The sequence below is a fragment of the Enterococcus sp. MSG3299 genome, from assembly GCF_050555765.1.
In the GTDB taxonomy this organism is placed as follows: Bacteria; Bacillota; Bacilli; order Lactobacillales; family Enterococcaceae; genus Enterococcus; species Enterococcus faecalis.
Map to the genome: position 1 here is coordinate 2,650,120 of NZ_CP187869.1, position 17,036 is coordinate 2,667,155.

The window sequence follows — 17,036 nt, forward strand, 5'->3', positions numbered from 1 at the left end:
AGGATTTAGAGTTCTCTTTTTTTGGCACAGAACTTGCTTTATATAAAAGTGAGGTGAAAAGAATGAAAAGAAAATTTTTAATTGCTAGTCACGGAAACTTAGCGAAAGGCTTCCAAAGTTCCTTGGATATTCTCGCAGACAAAGGAAAAGAGCTGGCGGTCATCAATGCCTATGTGACTCCTGAGGACTACACGCCAATTATTCAAACGTTTCTTCAGTCCCTTGGCGCAGAAGAACAAGCTATTATTTTAACAGATTTATATGGTGGTAGTGTCAATCAAAAAATTGTTCAAGAAGTCATGACGACAAAACCAGACAATGTTTTTATCATTTCCAATGCCAACTTAGCCATTGCCTTATCTCTGATTTTCTTAAAAGAAGGCGAAAAGCTAACCAAAGAAGATATTCAAGCAGCAATTGCTGAAGCACAAATTCAATTCGTTGAATTAAACCCATCAAATGAAGAAGAAAACTTTTTTTAGGAGGAAATTAAAATGATTACACAAGTACGAGTAGACGACAGATTAATTCACGGCCAAGTAGCCGTAGTTTGGACCAAAGAATTGAATGCCCCCTTATTAGTTGTAGCGAATGATGAAGCAGCCAAAAACGAAGTAATGCAAATGACGTTAAAAATGGCTGTCCCTAATGGCATGAAACTATTAATTCGCTCAGTTGATGATGCGATTGATGTCTTCAATGATCCTCGTGGTAAAGACAAACGAATTTTTGTAATTGTGAACAGTGTAGCGGATGCTACTAAAATTGCGAAAAACGTGACAGATATTGAAAGTGTGAATGTTGCCAACGCTGGCCGCTTTGATAAATCAGATCCAGCCACCAAAACAATGGTTTTCCCGAGTGTCCAATTAAACCCTGAAGAGTTAGAAGCTGCCAAAGAATTAGCCAGTTTGACTCACGTGGAAAGCTATAACCAAGTACTGCCAACCAACTCAAAATTAAGTCTAAAACAAGCCGTCAATTAAAAGGAGGAAATGAACAATGCTTATGCATGCAACAATGGCAGCCTTAGCTGTATTTATCTGTTTTGCTGGGAATTATTTAACTGGTCAAAGTATGATGGAACGTCCCTTAGTCGTTGGATTAGTCACAGGAATTTTAATGGGCGACATGAAAACAGGGGTCTTAATGGGGGCCTCTTTAGAAGCAATTTTCTTAGGAAATGTTAATATCGGTGGTGTTATCGCAGCGGAACCTGTAACTGCGACTACTTTAGCCACAACGTTTGCAATTATTTCAAATGTCGAACAAAAAGCCGCCATGACGTTAGCCGTACCAATTGGGATGTTAGCCGCTTTCGTGGTGATGTTTTTAAAAAATGTCTTTATGAATATCTTTGCTCCTTCTCTTGACAAAGCGGCACGTGAAGGCAACCAAAAAATGGTTGTAACACTGCATTACGGAACGTGGATCATTTATTATTTAATCATCGCTTCGATTTCATTTATCGGAATTTTAGCAGGAAGCGGGCCAGTAAATCTGTTTGTTGAAAGCATTCCACAAAATTTGATGAACGGCTTAAGCGCAGCTGGCGGACTTTTACCTGCCGTTGGGTTTGCTATGTTAATGAAACTATTATGGGATAATAAATTGGCCGTCTTTTACATTTTAGGCTTTGTTTTAACCGCGTACCTACAATTACCAGCCGTTGCGGTAGCGGTCATCGGGACAGTAATTTGTGTCGTGAGTGCCCAACGGGATGTAGAATTTCGCGACATTCTAAAAAGAAAACCTGCGGCGTCTTCTGCGGTTGAAGGCAGCGCGAAAGAAATCGAAGAGGAGGACTTTTTCGCATGAAGTTAAAAGAGAATTTATCTAAAGAAGAGAAAAAAATGATGCGCTCTGTTTTCTGGCGTTCTTGGACGATGAATGCTAGCCGGACAGGAGCTACACAATACCACGCAGTGGGTGTCATGTACACTTTACTCCCAGTCATCAATCGTTTTTATAAAACCAAGGAAGAACGGGCCGAGGCATTGGTGCGTCACACCACTTGGTTCAATGCAACCATGCATATCAATAACTTCATTATGGGGCTCGTTGCTTCGATGGAAAAACAAAACAGTGAAGACGAAAATTTTGATGCTAGCTCTATTACAGCAGTTAAGGCCTCACTAATGGGGCCACTTTCAGGCATCGGTGATTCCTTCTTCTGGGGCATCTTGCGTGTCATTGCTGCCGGTATTGGGATTTCATTAGCCAGCACTGGTTCGCCATTAGGGGCGATTGTCTTCTTACTTTTATACAACGTTCCTGCGTTCCTTATTCACTATTATGCGTTGTATAGCGGCTATTCAATCGGTGAAAGTTTTATCCAAAAAATGTACGAATCAGGCGGAATGAAGATACTCACAAAAGTATCGAGTATGCTAGGCTTAATGATGATGGGCAGTATGACTGCTTCAAATGTAAAATTCAAAACGATTCTTGAAGTTTCCGTTAAAGGAAGCGAAGACGTAGTTAAAATCCAAGACTATTTGGATCAACTATTCGTCGGTATCGTACCATTAGCCGTGACGTTACTTGCTTTCTGGCTATTACGCAAAAAAGTCAATGTTAACGTGGTGATGTTTGGTATCATGTTCTTAGGCATCTTGCTAGGATTACTAGGCATCTGTTAAAATTGAAACAATAAACATTTAATTATTAAACACTTAGAGCCTGAGACAAAAATCCAAAGTGATTTTTATCTCAGGCTTAAAAGCTGATAAACGGCGGGAACAGAAGCAACCCCTGTCCCGACCTCTCTTTTGGAAGGACGATGAATCATGCGCTTGGAGACCTACCAACACTTAGTTGATATTTTAGAAACCAGCAACACCCCGATGAGCACACAAGAAATTGCCACAAAAATTCAATTAAGCCGCTCGGTAACCAGCTTATACTTAAATAAATTATTGGAAAAAGGTGAAGTCCAACAAACGGGAAAAAAACCCGTTTATTGGCAATTAACCCGTGCAACAACCCCCACGACCGATGTGTTTCGACAATACATCGGTAGCCAAGGCAGCGCCAAAAAAGCCATCGAACAATGCAAAGCCGCTATGTTGTATCCCCCATTGGGTATGCCTTTATTAATCCATGGAGCCAGTGGCGTCGGCAAAAGCTTTTTGGCAAAGCTGATTTATGAGTATCTAAAAAACGAACAAATCATTGGCCTGGAAAAATTCTACACCTTTAACTGTGCCGATTATGCCAACAATCCCGAATTACTGTCATCCATTCTCTTCGGCCATACCAAAGGCGCATTTACTGGAGCTGAATCAGAAAAGCAAGGACTCTTGGCCCAAGCCAATAATTCCGTACTCTTTTTAGATGAAGTACATCGATTATCCAACGAAAACCAAGAAAAACTCTTTCAGTTTATGGATACAGGAACCTTCCGTCCCATTGGTGAAGAAGGAAAAATGGTGCATTCCAAGGTCCGGCTACTATTTGCGACCACCGAAAACCCGAAAAAAGTCTTATTACCAACCTTTTATCGCCGAATTTCCGTAATCGTCTCACTTCCGAACTTCAAAGAGCGCCCCATTCGAGAACGGATTGCGATTTTGAAAAACTTATTCCACCGAGAAGCGAAACGAATGACCAAAGACATCAACGTGGACGAAGAAATCTTTACGGCATTATTAGAAAATGACGAACCTGGCAACGTGGGAAGTTTATCCAACAAAGTGCAGCTCCTTTGCGCGTCGCAATTACGAAAAACTTTGCCCAATCAACCCGTCGTCATTGGCGATGCGACTCAACCAATGATTGCGATTCCTTTAGACAAAGAAGTGTTAGAAGAAGACACACTTTCTTCCGATATTTTCGCAACATTTGAAGCCTTATTTACAAAAGAAAAAACACTGGCCCACTTAAAAACTGAACTGACACAATTCATTAAATATTGTTTAGACGATGAAATAACCTTGGAAAATGATTATTTTTTACAAAACCTAGTCACGGAAGTCCAAACCAAAAACAAACTAATTATTAACCAACCTGAACAAACTGAAAAACCGATGAAAGATGTTGCCAAATTGCTGAAAATTTTACCGCCAACATTTAACGAAACAATGCTCCTTCCAGTCCAAGCACAGTTAAAAGAACACTATCCGCGAACGGTTTCCCTCGTGAAAAACTTAGTCAGTCCGCTGCCAGAAGAATACCGTTTCTTGACAGAGGTACTCTTATCTGTATTACTTAGCGGAGAAATTTCTGAAACGATTCCTTACCAAGCGCTCCTCGTGGCGCATGGTGAATCGACTGCCACAAGTATTCAAGCCGTTGCCAACAAATTATGTGGTACCTATATTTTCGATGCGATTAACATGCCCTTAACCTCCTCCGTCCGAGATATCGTCGCCGAAGTTAAAGACTGGCTTTCTCAGCGGGACACATCACAAGGCGTCATTATGCTCGTCGATATGGGTTCCCTGACACAACTTTATAAAAGTTTGAAACCGCAAATTCTTGGAGAACTTTTGGTGATTAATAACCTGACCACTGCCTATGCGTTGGAAATTGGTCATCAATTAATGAACGAACAACTTTTCTATGGTATTGCTAAAACCGCTGAAAAAAAATTTAAAACCGATGTACAGTACTTTGAAGGCTTTTCAGTGGAAAAAAATATCATTGTCTCTAGTATTTCAGGTCTGGATATTGCCAAGCAAATCAAACAAATCTGTCAAAAATACCTGTATACTGATATTAAAGTCATTACTCTAAAATACAAAGATTTGGTAAACACGTTAGACATTGCCAACGCCGAAGAAAATTATTTAAAAGAAACCTCGCTCATTTTGACGACGTCCTACTTAGACAATCATACGAATGTTGCTAGCGTGAATCTCTTAGACATGTTAGACGAAGATGCAGGAACCCAGTTGATGGAACCTTTCCAAAACTTGATGCATCCCAATAACATTGATAGCATGATTAACGAATTTGTTCACTTCTTCTCGAAAGAGGGCTTGTCAGAAAAACTAGAATTTCTAAATCCTGACGTCATTATTAAACAAGTCGAAAACGTTACAAAAAACATTGAAAAACGTTTCGACCTCACACTCAGCGGCAAAATGAAATTTAACTTAATGATGCACAACGCGCTCATGGTAGAGCGGACAATGCTCGGCGTTGAAGACTATGAAATCCCTGCTAACCTAGAGGAACTAACCATTAACCAAAAACCATTTTTCCAAAACGCTAAAAACATTTTCTATACTCTAGAACAGTTTTATCGAATAGAGATTTCCAACTGGGAACTCTATGTGATTTATGAAATTTTGTCTTCTCGGTGAGGGGGATGGGAAAAGCCACTTTCCAGAGGAAAGTGGCTTTTTTAGTTTGTGTTCTGCGTTAAAAATTCATACATATTAGGTTCTACAGATGTTTCTAAGGTAAAGTCTAGTTTAACGACGCTTTTTTTCTTACCCTCTTTGTCTTGTTTTTCGACTTGTTGGATAGTTTCCCATTTTTAAGTTATAGAAATGGTAATTCATTTAACATCCCCACTAATACTGAACCTTTTACCCAAACGTTTTGACGATACATCGATATTCCATTAATAGTCACTGGCTTGTCTTTAGAATCCGCACCAGAACCTCTAAAGAAAACTGCATGTTCTTTTGATTTTGGAAAATTGATTGACGTTTTTTTTGTTCCATTTTTATTCAGTTTAACATTACCATACTTATCAGTTTCTTCTACTTCAACTAATTCTTTTTTTTGTATAAGATTGCGAACTATTTGCCATACAGGTTTCACTTCATTCTCAATAAACTCTTCATTAAATGATAGACGTTTAAACCCTAAAAACTCTTTATCCAGCAATTTTTGTTTATTTGATTTTTCTTCAAATATAATAAATAAAAATTGTTGTTCACTAAAATCTGCATAAACGGTAGATTCCTCAAATGTTTGATTTGTATTTAACCATTCATCAAAATCTACTGGGGACATCTTAGTATCCTCGGTTCGGTTCCCTGTATTCGTTTGAGTAATTGTCTTACCCACTAATCCAATCTCACTAAACAAATCAATTTTACTCATTTTTTTTGATTTCGCCCCAAACATATGCGTAACAATTTGTTCCGTTACAGACTTTGCAACATCTTGTTTAGAATTTAAATTGATAGGGATGTTTAATTCTAACATCAAGTCTCTAACTGTCATTCGTTTGTACTTTCTTGTAAACTCTCTTAATTGTTTATCTAGTTTCTTAAAAGTGTTGAACTCTTCAGGAAGTTCTTCAAGCTTGCTACCAAAATGTTTCTGAACAAGAGTTGACACAGCAGTTCTCTTCAATCTAAAACGAGGAGGATTAGGCCATTTAGGAGCGGTATCAATTAACATTAGCTCTGACCTTAATGTTGAAGATAGCATTGGATAATGTTTCTCTGGATTCGCATCATTTTGTGCCTTCCTTAAATAATTTCGTACTAAAGTCCAATCATTACGTAATTTTTCCTGAGTTTCTTTATCAAATTCATTAAAATCAAAACCTTTAATAGGAAACTTTGCGTAATCCGCCGCTGGCACAGTTCCTTCTGCATCATATAAGTAATAAACTAATAACAACCTTTTCAGTTTTTTCCAAAAATGAGAATTATGAAATTCTTCAGAGATGATAAGTTTGGGAGATACAGCAGTTATTGACATTGGTTCTTTCGCTTCGTACATACCTTGTTTCTTCTTTGATTTCCGAATACCTGTTGTTTTTAGCTCTACTTCTAATCCGTCTACAAGTAAATCCGGGTTCTTGGATGAATCTGCGGGATAACCTAAAACTGATTGCTCAATTACATCTCCTGCAATTCCCGTAATCTTCGGATGTTTTATTGTACGATAAAAAACATTGTTCTTATCTACTTCACCTAAAGTTTTTCCTACTACGCTTTTTAAAATTGTAATTAATTCTTCTTCCTTAAATGTGTGTAAGCTTCTATCCACATAATCCCCACCTTTTCTTTCAAAAAATTAAATATCCCCAAATTTCTATTTTTTTACATATATTTATTATATCACTTGAATTTCGATCTTGATCTTTTTTTATTTTTAGTGTATAATAGTAAACAGTTAAACCGAAAGGATGTTCGTATAATGAGCAAACAATTAAAAGTATTAGAATTATTCGCTGGAGTAGGTGGATTTCGCGTAGGTCTTGAAAAGTCTAACCCAGATTTATATATAACAAAATGGTCTAATCAATGGGAACCTTCAAGAAAATCCCAAGATGCTTTTGAAGTATATAATTTTCATTATCCGAATAGTCTCAACATAAATAAAAATATCGAAACCATCACAAATGAAGAATTTGAATCAATGGATGCTGATATTATTGTTGGTGGATTTCCTTGCCAAGATTATTCTGTAGCACGTAGTAAAAAACACGAAATGGGTATTGAAGGTAAAAAAGGCGTATTATTTTGGGAAATTATTCGTGCAACCAAACATATCCGCCCACAGTATTTAATTTTAGAAAATGTTGATCGTTTATTAAAATCTCCATCTAAGCAAAGAGGGCGTGATTTCGCTATTATGTTAGCCTCTTTTAATGAATTGGGATATTCTGTAGAATGGCGTGTAATAAACGCTGCTGATTATGGTCGTAGTCAAAGAAGACGGCGCGTTTTCTTTTTTGTCTATCGAAATGACACTAATTTTGCAAAAAAAATTGATGAAAAATTTGAAGGCACCTCTACATTAGATATATTCATTGAAGAACGCCGATATGATAATTATCTTTTTAAAGACGGACTATTCGCCAAACAATTTCCTATTCTCCAACAACCAGTAAAAAATCGTGAAGCCTTCTATGAATTACCGGAAGATATAGTTGAAGTTTCAGACAATTTTTCTGGAAAAGTTTGGAATACTGGTATTATGCGTTACGGGAGATATTATACTATAGATACAGAGCCTAAAGGCGACGAAAAACCGATTCCTTTAAAAGAAATCATTCAACCAAACAATGAAGTTCCCGAAAAATATTTCTTAAAAGATACCGACAAATTAAAAAAATTCCAATATTTACGTGGACCTAAACGTATCGAACGGACAACATCGGAAGGACATACGTATATCTTTTCTGAAGGAGGTATGTCTCCATACGATGATTTAGATTTGCCTGGACGTACAATGCTAACTTCTGAAGGTAGTGTTAATAGATCTACACATCTGTTAAACATTGATGGTAAGTACCGTTTATTAACTCCTATAGAAGCAGAGAAATTACAAGATTTCCAACCTGATTGGACTAAATATAAAAAATTAAGTACTGGAGAGATTGTAGAAGTATCTGATCGTATGCGTATGTTCTTTATGGGAAATGCTTTAGTTACGGAGATTGTTAAACGTATTGGCGACGAGTTACAAAATCTAATATAAAGTAAAACAAGAGAGTTTTTATCAACTCTCTTGTTTTACTTTATATTAACAATCCTAATCCTTCTAAACATTGGTTTAAAATTTCTGCGATATAGCTCGAATTAACCCAAAAAGTTCTTTTCGTTATATCTTTACCGTCTGTAAATTGAAAAGTATCACTACTATTGATAGCTTTAGGCCTAATATGAAATCCAATCCCTGTACTAATTTTAGGAAATTTTTCAATATCCCCTTGTTCGAAAGCATTTTTCACCATGTTATACGTTTTTTTGGCATTCTCTTCCCAATTTTTACCTTTTGTAATAGAAAAGCTCGGTATAAATTTAATGTCTCTAACTTCTTTATCTTCATTAAAAATTATTACATAGATAGGATATTCCTCCTGAATTAATTCATAAAACCGAGATTCTTCAAATTGTTTATACTGAGTTTCTTGTTTATCGTCTTTTAAATATCCATCCCATTTATAAAACTCTTCAAAGGTCGAGTTTGGTAATGGCATACTTTCTTTAACTCTTCTATTCAATATAGGAATTGTTCTAAAGTATTCCAATGTGATATTTTTCTCTTCATTAAATTTTTTTATGGTGGCTGATATAGAATAATTAGTTTTTCGATTATTATTTATATATGATACTAAATCTTCTACAGAGTCCTTTACCTGACTGATATTATCATTTTCGTCACTATATTTTTTTTCCGTCTCTAGAACTATTTCATTAAACAAGTCATCATTTTTAAATTCGTTTATGTCAGGATTATGTTCTTTCAAAATATTTTCTAGTACTTCAAAATATATTTCTAAGTCACTGTCTAATAAGCTACCTCTATTATCAAAGTCTTTCATATGGATAACGAAACTTTGAAAATAATTACGAGCATATTTATGAAAATACGTTTTTTCTGCTATTCCTTTGATGTAATTACTCCACCACTTTTCTATTTCTAAAATTAAGTCTATTTTTTCTAACAGTTCATTGTTTCTTCGTACTTCTGTTACAACCGAAGGTAACTCCTCTTTCAATTTTTGTTTATTATAATTTTTGCTTTTTCCCGGCTGCTCTGTGGCAAGTAAGTATACTTTCATAAACATTAGCGGCGTCAAACCTGTATTAATTTTTTCGATTTCCCCTGTTTTTAATATTTTAATTTGATACTTCCCTAGTAATTCATTCAATTCTTCTACTTCGGATGAAACACCTATAAAATCTTGTTCTGTAATAGGAATTTGATTGTTCAACCCCCAAGTTATTGTTGAAGTTAACGTATCCAATCCTTTAATGAATACTGTTTTTACAACTATGTCTTTTAAAACTTTATCGATATTTTTTGATAAAACTTTTTCATCTAAATCCATAAAGGAAGACGTTTCTTCTAATACCTCTTCTTTTGCTAAGAAAAAGTTAGTTAATGTTTGTGCTCCATTTATAACATTTACATCATGAGGATTTAATATAATAGAATCCCCTGAAAATTCAAGCGGGCTATCTTCATTGATGTAAATATTTATTCCATTATGCTTATACCAAAATATATCGGGATTAAACTTTGATAATGTTGAATCAGGGAGACTAAAATAAGCATTTGCTTCTTCTGAATAATCTTTATATTCATTAGTTAGACCTGCTATTAAATATGTTTTAAATTCGTCTCTCAGTTCTCTTCCTACTTTTTTATTTGAAATACCAATACGTACGTTATTTTGAAAAAGTCTAGTACCTAAAATATTGTATAATTTTTGGAGTTCATACATAGATATATTAAAAATTTTTGCTTCCATATGTTCTGGAGTTGCGTATTCCAAATAATTAATTTCCTCATCACTAACTCGTATAGACATATTATTAGGTATTTCTGAATAAATTGGTTGATAAAAAGAAAATACAGAATTTATTATTTTTCTTTCACTAGCTTTACTGGCCTTACTTAAAAATATACTCAATACTCTTCTTTCTTGCTCCCAACTTTTGAAGAAAATATATAAAATATTAAAATCTTCGTTACCTTTTAAAGTAGTTTCTAATTTAGTAAGGTTATTTATTTTATCAATTATAAACTCTTCACTTTTTAATTCATCTATATTTTCATAACTTCCATATATAATTTTCTTAACTGAATCCTGCGTCTGTTTTTCTATTTTATAAAATTCATTACAACATTTACTAGGTATTGAAGAATCCAAGTCTTCATCCTCCAGTATTCCTCTATAATATAATTTTTCTATAAAATCTGTCATTAATGATTCACCCCTAACTTTATAAATATGAATTTATTATTTACAATATTGATTTTTTCTTCTCGTTCTTCCCTGGACACATTCTTTTCAACATAATTTATCAAGTCTAATTTTTCCTTACGTAAAAACCTGTAAATTCTATCTTTACCTATTCCATTAAGTTGTTTTAATTTAACTTCAAATTCTATTCGTCTAAAATAAGCATCTAATTCTGCATCTAAATACTTATTTATGTGATATCTTTTTTTCTTTGAGACTAATAATTGATTTTTAATTGGGCCTCTTCGCTTATCTTTTTCAGGAAATAAAGTCGCTTCACTCATATTAAAAAATTGGGATAACTCTTTTCTTAGAACATCTTTATCTTCAGCCAAAATTTCTATTGATTCATAGTATTCTTGAGGTATTTTGCTAAAAGACATTCCAGAAAAAAGAATAAATCCTCCACTTTGCATTTTTATCCTCTCATTATTATAACTATGCGTTATAACTTTAAAATCTTTAGGATGTGGCTTTAGCTTTTCCTCCACCAAATAATCATAATAATCATTTAAATAATCAGAATTAGGAGAAAACGTTTCAGGAAAAACAAAAGTGTAGATATACCCATTTTCATTGTTAGGGTGGCTTGCAAAATATAAAGCAGGTAACATGTTAAAAGTAACATCTAATAAACGACTAGTCTGTACGAAATGTTGACCAGCAATGGTTCTAGATAACTTAGTAACATCTTTTTTATCAGGGATATCATAATCACACAATAACTCTATTAGCTCTTTTTCTAAAAGAATATTATCTCTATCACGAAATAAAGTTGGCATTAATTTTGTTTCACCATAATCTTTGCTTTCTCCTCGAAAGCATACTATTGTGTCGTCATAGAAAAACTCCTTCATTTTTTCTTCTTGCTCAGTCACTTTTTTTATTATTTTATCTATATACTCCAGAACTTTTGAATTTTTCATAATATATTAACTCCTAAAATATTAACGATTCAACTCGCTAATTAATTTTATCACAGATATAAATTTATAGCATTAATCTATTTAAATTCAACTTGATAATTGTATGTTTTATATTCAATAATTTTTTCCAACTAAAATATTACTTTTTAAATAATCATGATTAATAAAATCTTGAATTTGCTTATTCTGTATTGTTTGTTTAGGTTGTGATTGCCATTTTAAAATTCCGTCCACCGTAAGACTCTCTTTAAATTCTAATCTGAACCCCTTCTGACCAAAAGTTACAAACAAGACATAATCTTTTTTTCTATTAGGAATTTTTACAATACCATGAATCCCCCAAGTTCCTGCTCCTGGTGTAAACGGTGTTATTCCATCAAAAATCTCATATACTTCTCTGCGTGTATATGTATCAAATATTTTTAAATTCTTCAATATTATTTCTCCTAAACAAATTATTCAGTATATCAAATCATTTTTTTGAAATCTTCATAATACGGGATATATCATCAATCTCCAAAGCATCTGCAATACGTTCAATGTGTTCCAAATAGATTCTTTTTCGCTTGCCATTCGCAAGATTACTGAGATTAGATGGTTCAATACCTGATAATCTCGCTAGTTCTCTCAGAGACATATTTCTTTCAGCTAGTAAGTCATTGATCAATACTTCTACTTTAACCGATTTTTTTTCTTGACTCATATTCATTTTCTCCTTTCTAACTGTTGTCTATATAAACATCGTATAGTAAACTATTTTTATAGTGTTGTTCGTATAGACATGCATTTTATATAAAAGAAGTGTATTTATGAGTAAAGTAGAAAAAGAAAATTTCGTCAGTTCTATCCATGTATATAGAGCAATTCATCGCATGACTCAACAAGAACTTGCAGAAAAGGTCGGTGTTTCGAGACAAACCATTCTTCAATTAGAAAAAAATCGCTATACGCCTTCTTTATTATTAGCTTTTAGGATTGCTAAATTTTTCCATGTGAGGGTTGAGGATATATTCGTTGTTAATGAAAACTAAACAGAAAAATAGGTAGGTGAACAAAATTAGAAAATTAACTAAAAAGAAATTTATCCTCTGCATAAGTGTGTTTTTAGGAGGCGTATAATTTTGAAATCAGGATCCGTCATTCTATTGGTAATAAAGATAAGCGTGTAATCAGCCTATAAGACTTGTATAGCAGAAATAACACTGTAATTACTACAACAAAAAAAGACACTTTCCAAGTTGGAAAGTGTCTTTCAAAATGATAATTGAGTGGTACTCGATTTCCAAGGAAATCTTCGTCCCAGATTTTTTTCGTAAGCGAACACGTTCGCAACGACTCCAAATAATTAACGTTTTGAGAACTGTGAAGCTTTACGGGCTTTCTTAAGACCTGGTTTTTTACGTTCAACCATACGTGCGTCACGAGTAAGTAACCCAGCGCGTTTTAAAGCAGAACGGAAGTCAGGATCTACTTGTAACAATGCACGAGCGATTCCGTGACGGATAGCTCCTGATTGTCCAGCATAGCCACCACCGTTTACGTTTACGATTACATCGTAAGCGCCTTTTGTTTCAGTTACGCCAAATGGTTGGTTGATAACTTCACGCAAGTCAGCATGTGGAATATATTCTTCTACGTCTTTTTTGTTTACAGTAATTTTACCAGTACCTGGTACTAAGCGTACGCGGGCAACTGCATTTTTACGACGGCCTGTGCCGCTATATTGTACTTGTGCCAATGAATTTCCCTCCTTAAATTAAGTTCGTGATATCTAATACTTCTGGTTGTTGTGCAGCATGTGGATGCTCAGCTCCACCGTATACGTTCAATTTAGTAAATTGTTTACGTCCTAAAGTGTTTTTAGGTAGCATACCTTTTACAGAAGTTTCGATAAGACGGCGAGAGTTTTTGTCGCGTAATTCACCAGCTGTCACTGATTTTAATCCTCCAGGATACATTGAGTGACGGTAGTAAATTTTGTCTGTAGCTTTTTTACCTGTTAATTTTACTTTATCAGCGTTAATTACGATTACGAAATCTCCAGTATCCACATGTGGTGTGAATGTTGGTTTATTTTTACCACGTAGTACAGAAGCAACAACTGCTGATAGACGTCCTAAAGGAACATCTGTTGCATCTACTACGTACCATTTACGTTCTACTTCGCCAGCTTTGGCCATATATGTTGTACGCACGTTTCTTTCCTCCAATTTTGTTTTCGATGTTTGACATACACTTGAGTTTCCGGGGCTCATTGTGGGGCAAACAATACCATTTAATATTTTACCTTCAATCACTGATAAAGTCAATGTTTTTCTGCGCTTTCAGAAAATAGATTTTCACTTATTTTTTTGTGCCTTTTAAACAAAAAAAAAACCGCCAACGTCAACGTCAGCGGCTTTGGGAGTTGTTTTAAATTATGCGTCAATACCAGGCGCTTTGCCAAGTTTGGCTTGTAACATCCAAATATTTTTTTCGATGTCTGTTTTGTTTGCGATGAAAATGTCTTGTGTGCAGTCGTCGCCTTCTTCACCAGAAACTTCGATTCCTTTTGCGTAAAGGTCTGCTAAGTAACGGTAGCCTGCTACTAATTTTTCCATACGCTCTGGAATGGTGCGGTCCCAGTTACCAATTTCATCTTCAATTTTTGTATTTTCTGCGAATTCACGCAATGTTGAGAATGGAGAGCCGTCCAATGTGATTAAACGTTCTGAAACAACATCTAATTGCTCATTGATTTGATCCATGTATTCATCCATTTGTGGGTGAAGTGTTAAAAATTCAGGTCCACGCATATACCAATGTGTTTGATGAATTACCACGGAAAATTGGCTTAAATCTGCAACGAGTTGGTTCAAAATTTCTTTTGTTTTTTCAAATTTCATTCTTTGTCATCCTCCTAAATATTATTTCTACACTCTTAGTGTAATATGAATTGTGAAAAAAGTACACTGAAAACCTTTCTTTTTTAAAATTATTATCAAATTATAATAATTACAATTAAGAATCTAATTAATTTCCTGCAATCGCTGTTCTTTCATCCGCAGTGACGACTTTTTGTTCCGCTTGAGTGAGGATCGTGTCGAGTGCCTCTGTCAACTGGTCAGTATCTTCTTTTCCTGTGATGAAAGCTAAAAAAAACTGATTCAGTCTCAGTTGCTCCGCTGCCGGCAAGTACCATTGTCCTTCTACTTGCTTAACCGTTAATGGCAGTTCAACTGGCTCATGGCTGACATTGATTTGTTGGATTTCTTTTTTTAAAACGGCTAACGTGTGCTGCATGTCTAGCGCTTGTGTCGCCTGTTGCGTTTGCTGAAGAAGAGCAGTGGTTGTATCTTCAATCGCCGTCACAAAATCTAAGCCCTTAATCTGAAAAGTGATTGTCGCTTGCCCATTCAATTCTTTCGTGGCTACTAGTTGATATGACGCTTTTTTCTTCACTTGAGCCAATAATTCTGCGCTAAGCTTCTGGGCTTCAGTCTCGGTGACTTCAGCGTTCATTTCTTTTAAGCTATTGAAAAATTGCTTCTGGAACTGTTGACGGCTCGTCTGCAAATGCTCCGCCAAGACTTTCGGTTCACGAAAAGTTTGAGAGAATGTCGCTGGCTTTTCTTGATAAATAAAGTAATCTACCAACTGTTGCGCTGCTTTTTCGCCGGAACGAGACGGTGCACTGCAGCTTGCTAACGCCCCAATGAATAACAGAAATAGTGGTAGTAGCTGCTTCTTCATTCCTCATCCTCATTTCCTCAAGTCTTTGTCTCTCTTCTAGTTAAGCAACTTCTCAGCCATTTGTCAAAGCTATTTACTATCAATTATTTGCGGAATTCTGCTAATTTTTGATAACTTTGTGCTAAAACTTGTTGGGTTTCTTGAAAAACAGGAGACAGTTCTTGATAAACTAGCAATTGATCCGCTCGTGGCGTGACCGTTTCATGAATCAGCACCTGTTGCGCCGCTGCTTGCAAATTTGGTAACTGCCCTAAGCCTTGCCAACCTAGCAAAACAGCGCCTAATGCCGAAGCTTCGGTGCTATCAGTGAACGATAACGTTTCTCCCAGCACATCAGCCATGATTTGACGGAACACAGGGGAATCAGCAAAGCCGCCTGTCGCTCGAATCTCCTGAACGGGTCCACCGAGTTGTTTCAAATCCTCTAAAATGGTTTTTAAATTGAAACAGATTCCTTCCACCACCGCTCGAGCTAAATGTCCGGCATGGTGATTTTTGCGCAAGCCAATAAAACTTGCGCTCGCCTCTGCATTCCACAGCGGTGCTCGTTCACCAAGCAAATAAGGATGAAACAGTAAGCCATTTGCCCCGGCTGGCACGGTTGCAATTTTGGCCATAATTGGGTCATAGAGATTGGTCCCGTTTTGGATAGCTTGCTGACGTTCTTCTGCAAAAATCGTTTGGCTCACCCAATCTAACGCAACTGCACCATTACTACTTGCGCCACCAATTACCCAGTGCTGTTCATCTAGAGCAAAACAAAACGTTTCACCTTGCGGATGCAAAAAAGGTTCTTCGACAATATACCGAAGTGCGCCGCTCGTACCAACGGTCAAAGTCGCTACACCCATTCCTAGCGCTCCCAAACCTAAATTAGACAATGGACCATCCGCGCCACCAAGAACTAAAACCGTTTCCTCCTCAACACCAAGCATCTCTTGCCAAGAAGGCGCTAACGCTGGAAAAATGAACGTTGACGGGGCAACTTTTGGCAACTGTTCCTCCTCAATAGATAAATACGCTAAAATCGACGATTCCCATTGCCGTGTGTGAATATTAAATAAACCCATTCCTGAAGCACTACTATAATCTGTCCAGTATTCGCCAAAGAAACGGTAAAAAATGTAGTCTTTAATCCCAATAAACTTGGCCGCGCTCTGCGCAACGGCTGGCTGATTTTCCTGCAGCCAGCGAATCTTGTACAAAGGCGCCATTGGATGAACTGGCATGCCTGTCAATTGATAAAACAATTGGGCCGCTGGCGTTTCTTTTAACTCTTCCGCATAATCAGATGCTCGTGTGTCAGCCCAAGTAATCACTTGGGTCAATGGGCGTCCTTGCGCATCCATGGCAATTAAGCCATGCATCGCTGAAGCAAAAGAAATGAGCCCAATTGGTTGATTCTTCACTTGTTGTGTGACGGTTCGAATACAGTTCACCACAGCTTGGAACAGCGTTTCTGGGTCTTGCTCCGCCATTCCTTCAGTCTCTTGAATTAATGGATAACGCACATAGCTAGAAGCTACGACTGTGCCATTTGCTTGAAAAGCCACTGCTTTGGCTTGCGTGGTGCCAACGTCGACACCAATCGCTAATTTTTCCATTTGATTCCCTCATTTCTTGTTTCTTTTATTATTCCTAACAAAAAAAGATTTGTCTAGTCAAACGAAAAAGTTTAAAAAAAGCGTAGTTTATTTTTAAGGAGG

The 17,036-nt window shown here is 36.0% G+C and carries 17 protein-coding genes; 7 read left to right on the forward strand and 10 right to left on the reverse strand.

The annotated features are described in order from the left end of the window. Positions 1-62: 62 nt before the first annotated feature. The 5 genes from IGL23_RS13030 to IGL23_RS13050 all read left to right on the forward strand — a co-directional run bounded on the left by IGL23_RS13030 (position 63) and on the right by IGL23_RS13050 (position 5,309). Positions 63-482 (forward strand): PTS sugar transporter subunit IIA, encoded by a 420-nt coding sequence (locus tag IGL23_RS13030; RefSeq protein ID WP_002354802.1) that lies wholly within the window; start codon positions 63-65, stop codon positions 480-482. A gap of 12 nt (positions 483-494) precedes the next feature. After that, positions 495-986 (forward strand): PTS system mannose/fructose/N-acetylgalactosamine-transporter subunit IIB, encoded by a 492-nt coding sequence (locus IGL23_RS13035; RefSeq protein WP_002354800.1) that lies wholly within the window; start codon positions 495-497, stop codon positions 984-986. Positions 987-1,002: 16 nt separating this feature from the next. Then, complete coding sequence (locus IGL23_RS13040) at positions 1,003-1,818, forward strand: PTS mannose/fructose/sorbose/N-acetylgalactosamine transporter subunit IIC (protein WP_002365419.1); 816 nt, start codon at positions 1,003-1,005, stop codon at positions 1,816-1,818. Continuing rightward, positions 1,815-2,642: a PTS system mannose/fructose/sorbose family transporter subunit IID gene (locus IGL23_RS13045; RefSeq protein ID WP_002360964.1), complete on the forward strand. Its 828-nt coding sequence runs from the start codon at positions 1,815-1,817 to the stop codon at positions 2,640-2,642. The genes IGL23_RS13040 and IGL23_RS13045 overlap by 4 nt, the downstream gene beginning before the upstream one ends. 147 nt (positions 2,643-2,789) lie before the next feature. Further along, positions 2,790-5,309: a sigma 54-interacting transcriptional regulator gene (locus IGL23_RS13050; protein WP_002358978.1), complete on the forward strand. Its 2,520-nt coding sequence runs from the start codon at positions 2,790-2,792 to the stop codon at positions 5,307-5,309. Between the two features lie 181 nt (positions 5,310-5,490). Here the strand turns inward: IGL23_RS13050 and IGL23_RS13055 are convergent, their stop codons facing one another. After that, positions 5,491-6,960, reverse strand: a complete 1,470-nt coding sequence (locus IGL23_RS13055) for a MutH/Sau3AI family endonuclease (RefSeq protein WP_033594243.1) — start codon at positions 6,958-6,960, stop codon at positions 5,491-5,493. A gap of 150 nt (positions 6,961-7,110) precedes the next feature. Here IGL23_RS13055 and dcm point away from each other — a divergent pair, with 150 nt between their 5' ends. Further along, a complete protein-coding gene (gene dcm, locus IGL23_RS13060; protein ID WP_033594242.1) occupies positions 7,111-8,397 on the forward strand; it encodes a DNA (cytosine-5-)-methyltransferase in 1,287 nt (428 codons plus the stop codon). Positions 8,398-8,437: 40 nt separating this feature from the next. On the opposite strand, the gene IGL23_RS13065 is transcribed toward dcm, so the two are convergent. From IGL23_RS13065 to IGL23_RS13080, 4 genes are all read right to left on the reverse strand, one after another. After that, complete coding sequence (locus IGL23_RS13065) at positions 8,438-10,633, reverse strand: hypothetical protein (protein WP_033594241.1); 2,196 nt, start codon at positions 10,631-10,633, stop codon at positions 8,438-8,440. After that, on the reverse strand, positions 10,633-11,598 hold the full coding sequence (locus tag IGL23_RS13070; protein ID WP_033594240.1) for an FRG domain-containing protein: 966 nt from the start codon (positions 11,596-11,598) through the stop codon (positions 10,633-10,635). Before IGL23_RS13070 ends, IGL23_RS13065 begins: the two co-directional genes overlap by 1 nt. A 114-nt stretch (positions 11,599-11,712) precedes the next feature. Next, positions 11,713-12,033, reverse strand: coding sequence for a hypothetical protein (locus IGL23_RS13075; protein WP_033594239.1), 321 nt, complete (start codon positions 12,031-12,033; stop codon positions 11,713-11,715). A 37-nt stretch (positions 12,034-12,070) separates the two neighbouring features. Beyond that, positions 12,071-12,307, reverse strand: a complete 237-nt coding sequence (locus IGL23_RS13080) for a helix-turn-helix domain-containing protein (RefSeq protein ID WP_430619660.1) — start codon at positions 12,305-12,307, stop codon at positions 12,071-12,073. A gap of 100 nt (positions 12,308-12,407) precedes the next feature. On the opposite strand from IGL23_RS13080, the gene IGL23_RS13085 reads away from it, so the two are divergent. Further along, positions 12,408-12,629 (forward strand): helix-turn-helix transcriptional regulator, encoded by a 222-nt coding sequence (locus IGL23_RS13085; protein ID WP_033594238.1) that lies wholly within the window; start codon positions 12,408-12,410, stop codon positions 12,627-12,629. Positions 12,630-12,943: 314 nt separating this feature from the next. Here the strand turns inward: IGL23_RS13085 and rpsI are convergent, their stop codons facing one another. From rpsI to IGL23_RS13110, 5 genes are all read right to left on the reverse strand, one after another. Continuing rightward, positions 12,944-13,336 carry a 30S ribosomal protein S9 gene (gene rpsI / locus IGL23_RS13090; protein ID WP_002354786.1) on the reverse strand — a complete coding sequence of 131 codons (393 nt, stop codon included), beginning with the start codon at positions 13,334-13,336 and terminating at the stop codon, positions 12,944-12,946. A gap of 13 nt (positions 13,337-13,349) precedes the next feature. Next, a complete protein-coding gene (rplM, locus tag IGL23_RS13095; RefSeq protein ID WP_048670019.1) occupies positions 13,350-13,778 on the reverse strand; it encodes a 50S ribosomal protein L13 in 429 nt (142 codons plus the stop codon). A gap of 237 nt (positions 13,779-14,015) precedes the next feature. After that, on the reverse strand, positions 14,016-14,483 hold the full coding sequence (locus IGL23_RS13100; protein ID WP_002354782.1) for a Dps family protein: 468 nt from the start codon (positions 14,481-14,483) through the stop codon (positions 14,016-14,018). A 127-nt stretch (positions 14,484-14,610) separates the two neighbouring features. Further along, on the reverse strand, positions 14,611-15,330 hold the full coding sequence (locus IGL23_RS13105) for a DUF5105 domain-containing protein (protein ID WP_033594236.1): 720 nt from the start codon (positions 15,328-15,330) through the stop codon (positions 14,611-14,613). An 83-nt stretch (positions 15,331-15,413) separates the two neighbouring features. After that, positions 15,414-16,934: a gluconokinase gene (locus IGL23_RS13110; RefSeq protein ID WP_430619661.1), complete on the reverse strand. Its 1,521-nt coding sequence runs from the start codon at positions 16,932-16,934 to the stop codon at positions 15,414-15,416. Between the last annotated feature and the right edge of the window lie 102 nt (positions 16,935-17,036).

Excerpts from the sequence above, each read along its gene's own strand:
- IGL23_RS13045 (WP_002360964.1), top strand. The coding sequence starts at position 1,815 with ATGAAGTTAAAAGAGAATTTATCTAAAGAAGAGAAAAAAATGATGCGC.
- IGL23_RS13070 (WP_033594240.1), bottom strand. The coding sequence starts at position 11,598 with ATGAAAAATTCAAAAGTTCTGGAGTATATAGATAAAATAATAAAAAAA.
- rplM (WP_048670019.1), bottom strand. The coding sequence starts at position 13,778 with ATGGCCAAAGCTGGCGAAGTAGAACGTAAATGGTACGTAGTAGATGCA.
- dcm (WP_033594242.1), top strand. The coding sequence starts at position 7,111 with ATGAGCAAACAATTAAAAGTATTAGAATTATTCGCTGGAGTAGGTGGA.
- IGL23_RS13105 (WP_033594236.1), bottom strand. The coding sequence starts at position 15,330 with ATGAAGAAGCAGCTACTACCACTATTTCTGTTATTCATTGGGGCGTTA.
- IGL23_RS13040 (WP_002365419.1), top strand. The coding sequence starts at position 1,003 with ATGCTTATGCATGCAACAATGGCAGCCTTAGCTGTATTTATCTGTTTT.
- IGL23_RS13050 (WP_002358978.1), top strand. The coding sequence starts at position 2,790 with ATGCGCTTGGAGACCTACCAACACTTAGTTGATATTTTAGAAACCAGC.
- IGL23_RS13100 (WP_002354782.1), bottom strand. The coding sequence starts at position 14,483 with ATGAAATTTGAAAAAACAAAAGAAATTTTGAACCAACTCGTTGCAGAT.
- IGL23_RS13080 (WP_430619660.1), bottom strand. The coding sequence starts at position 12,307 with ATGAATATGAGTCAAGAAAAAAAATCGGTTAAAGTAGAAGTATTGATC.
- IGL23_RS13085 (WP_033594238.1), top strand. The coding sequence starts at position 12,408 with ATGAGTAAAGTAGAAAAAGAAAATTTCGTCAGTTCTATCCATGTATAT.
- IGL23_RS13030 (WP_002354802.1), top strand. The coding sequence starts at position 63 with ATGAAAAGAAAATTTTTAATTGCTAGTCACGGAAACTTAGCGAAAGGC.
- IGL23_RS13065 (WP_033594241.1), bottom strand. The coding sequence starts at position 10,633 with ATGACAGATTTTATAGAAAAATTATATTATAGAGGAATACTGGAGGAT.
- IGL23_RS13110 (WP_430619661.1), bottom strand. The coding sequence starts at position 16,934 with ATGGAAAAATTAGCGATTGGTGTCGACGTTGGCACCACGCAAGCCAAA.
- IGL23_RS13035 (WP_002354800.1), top strand. The coding sequence starts at position 495 with ATGATTACACAAGTACGAGTAGACGACAGATTAATTCACGGCCAAGTA.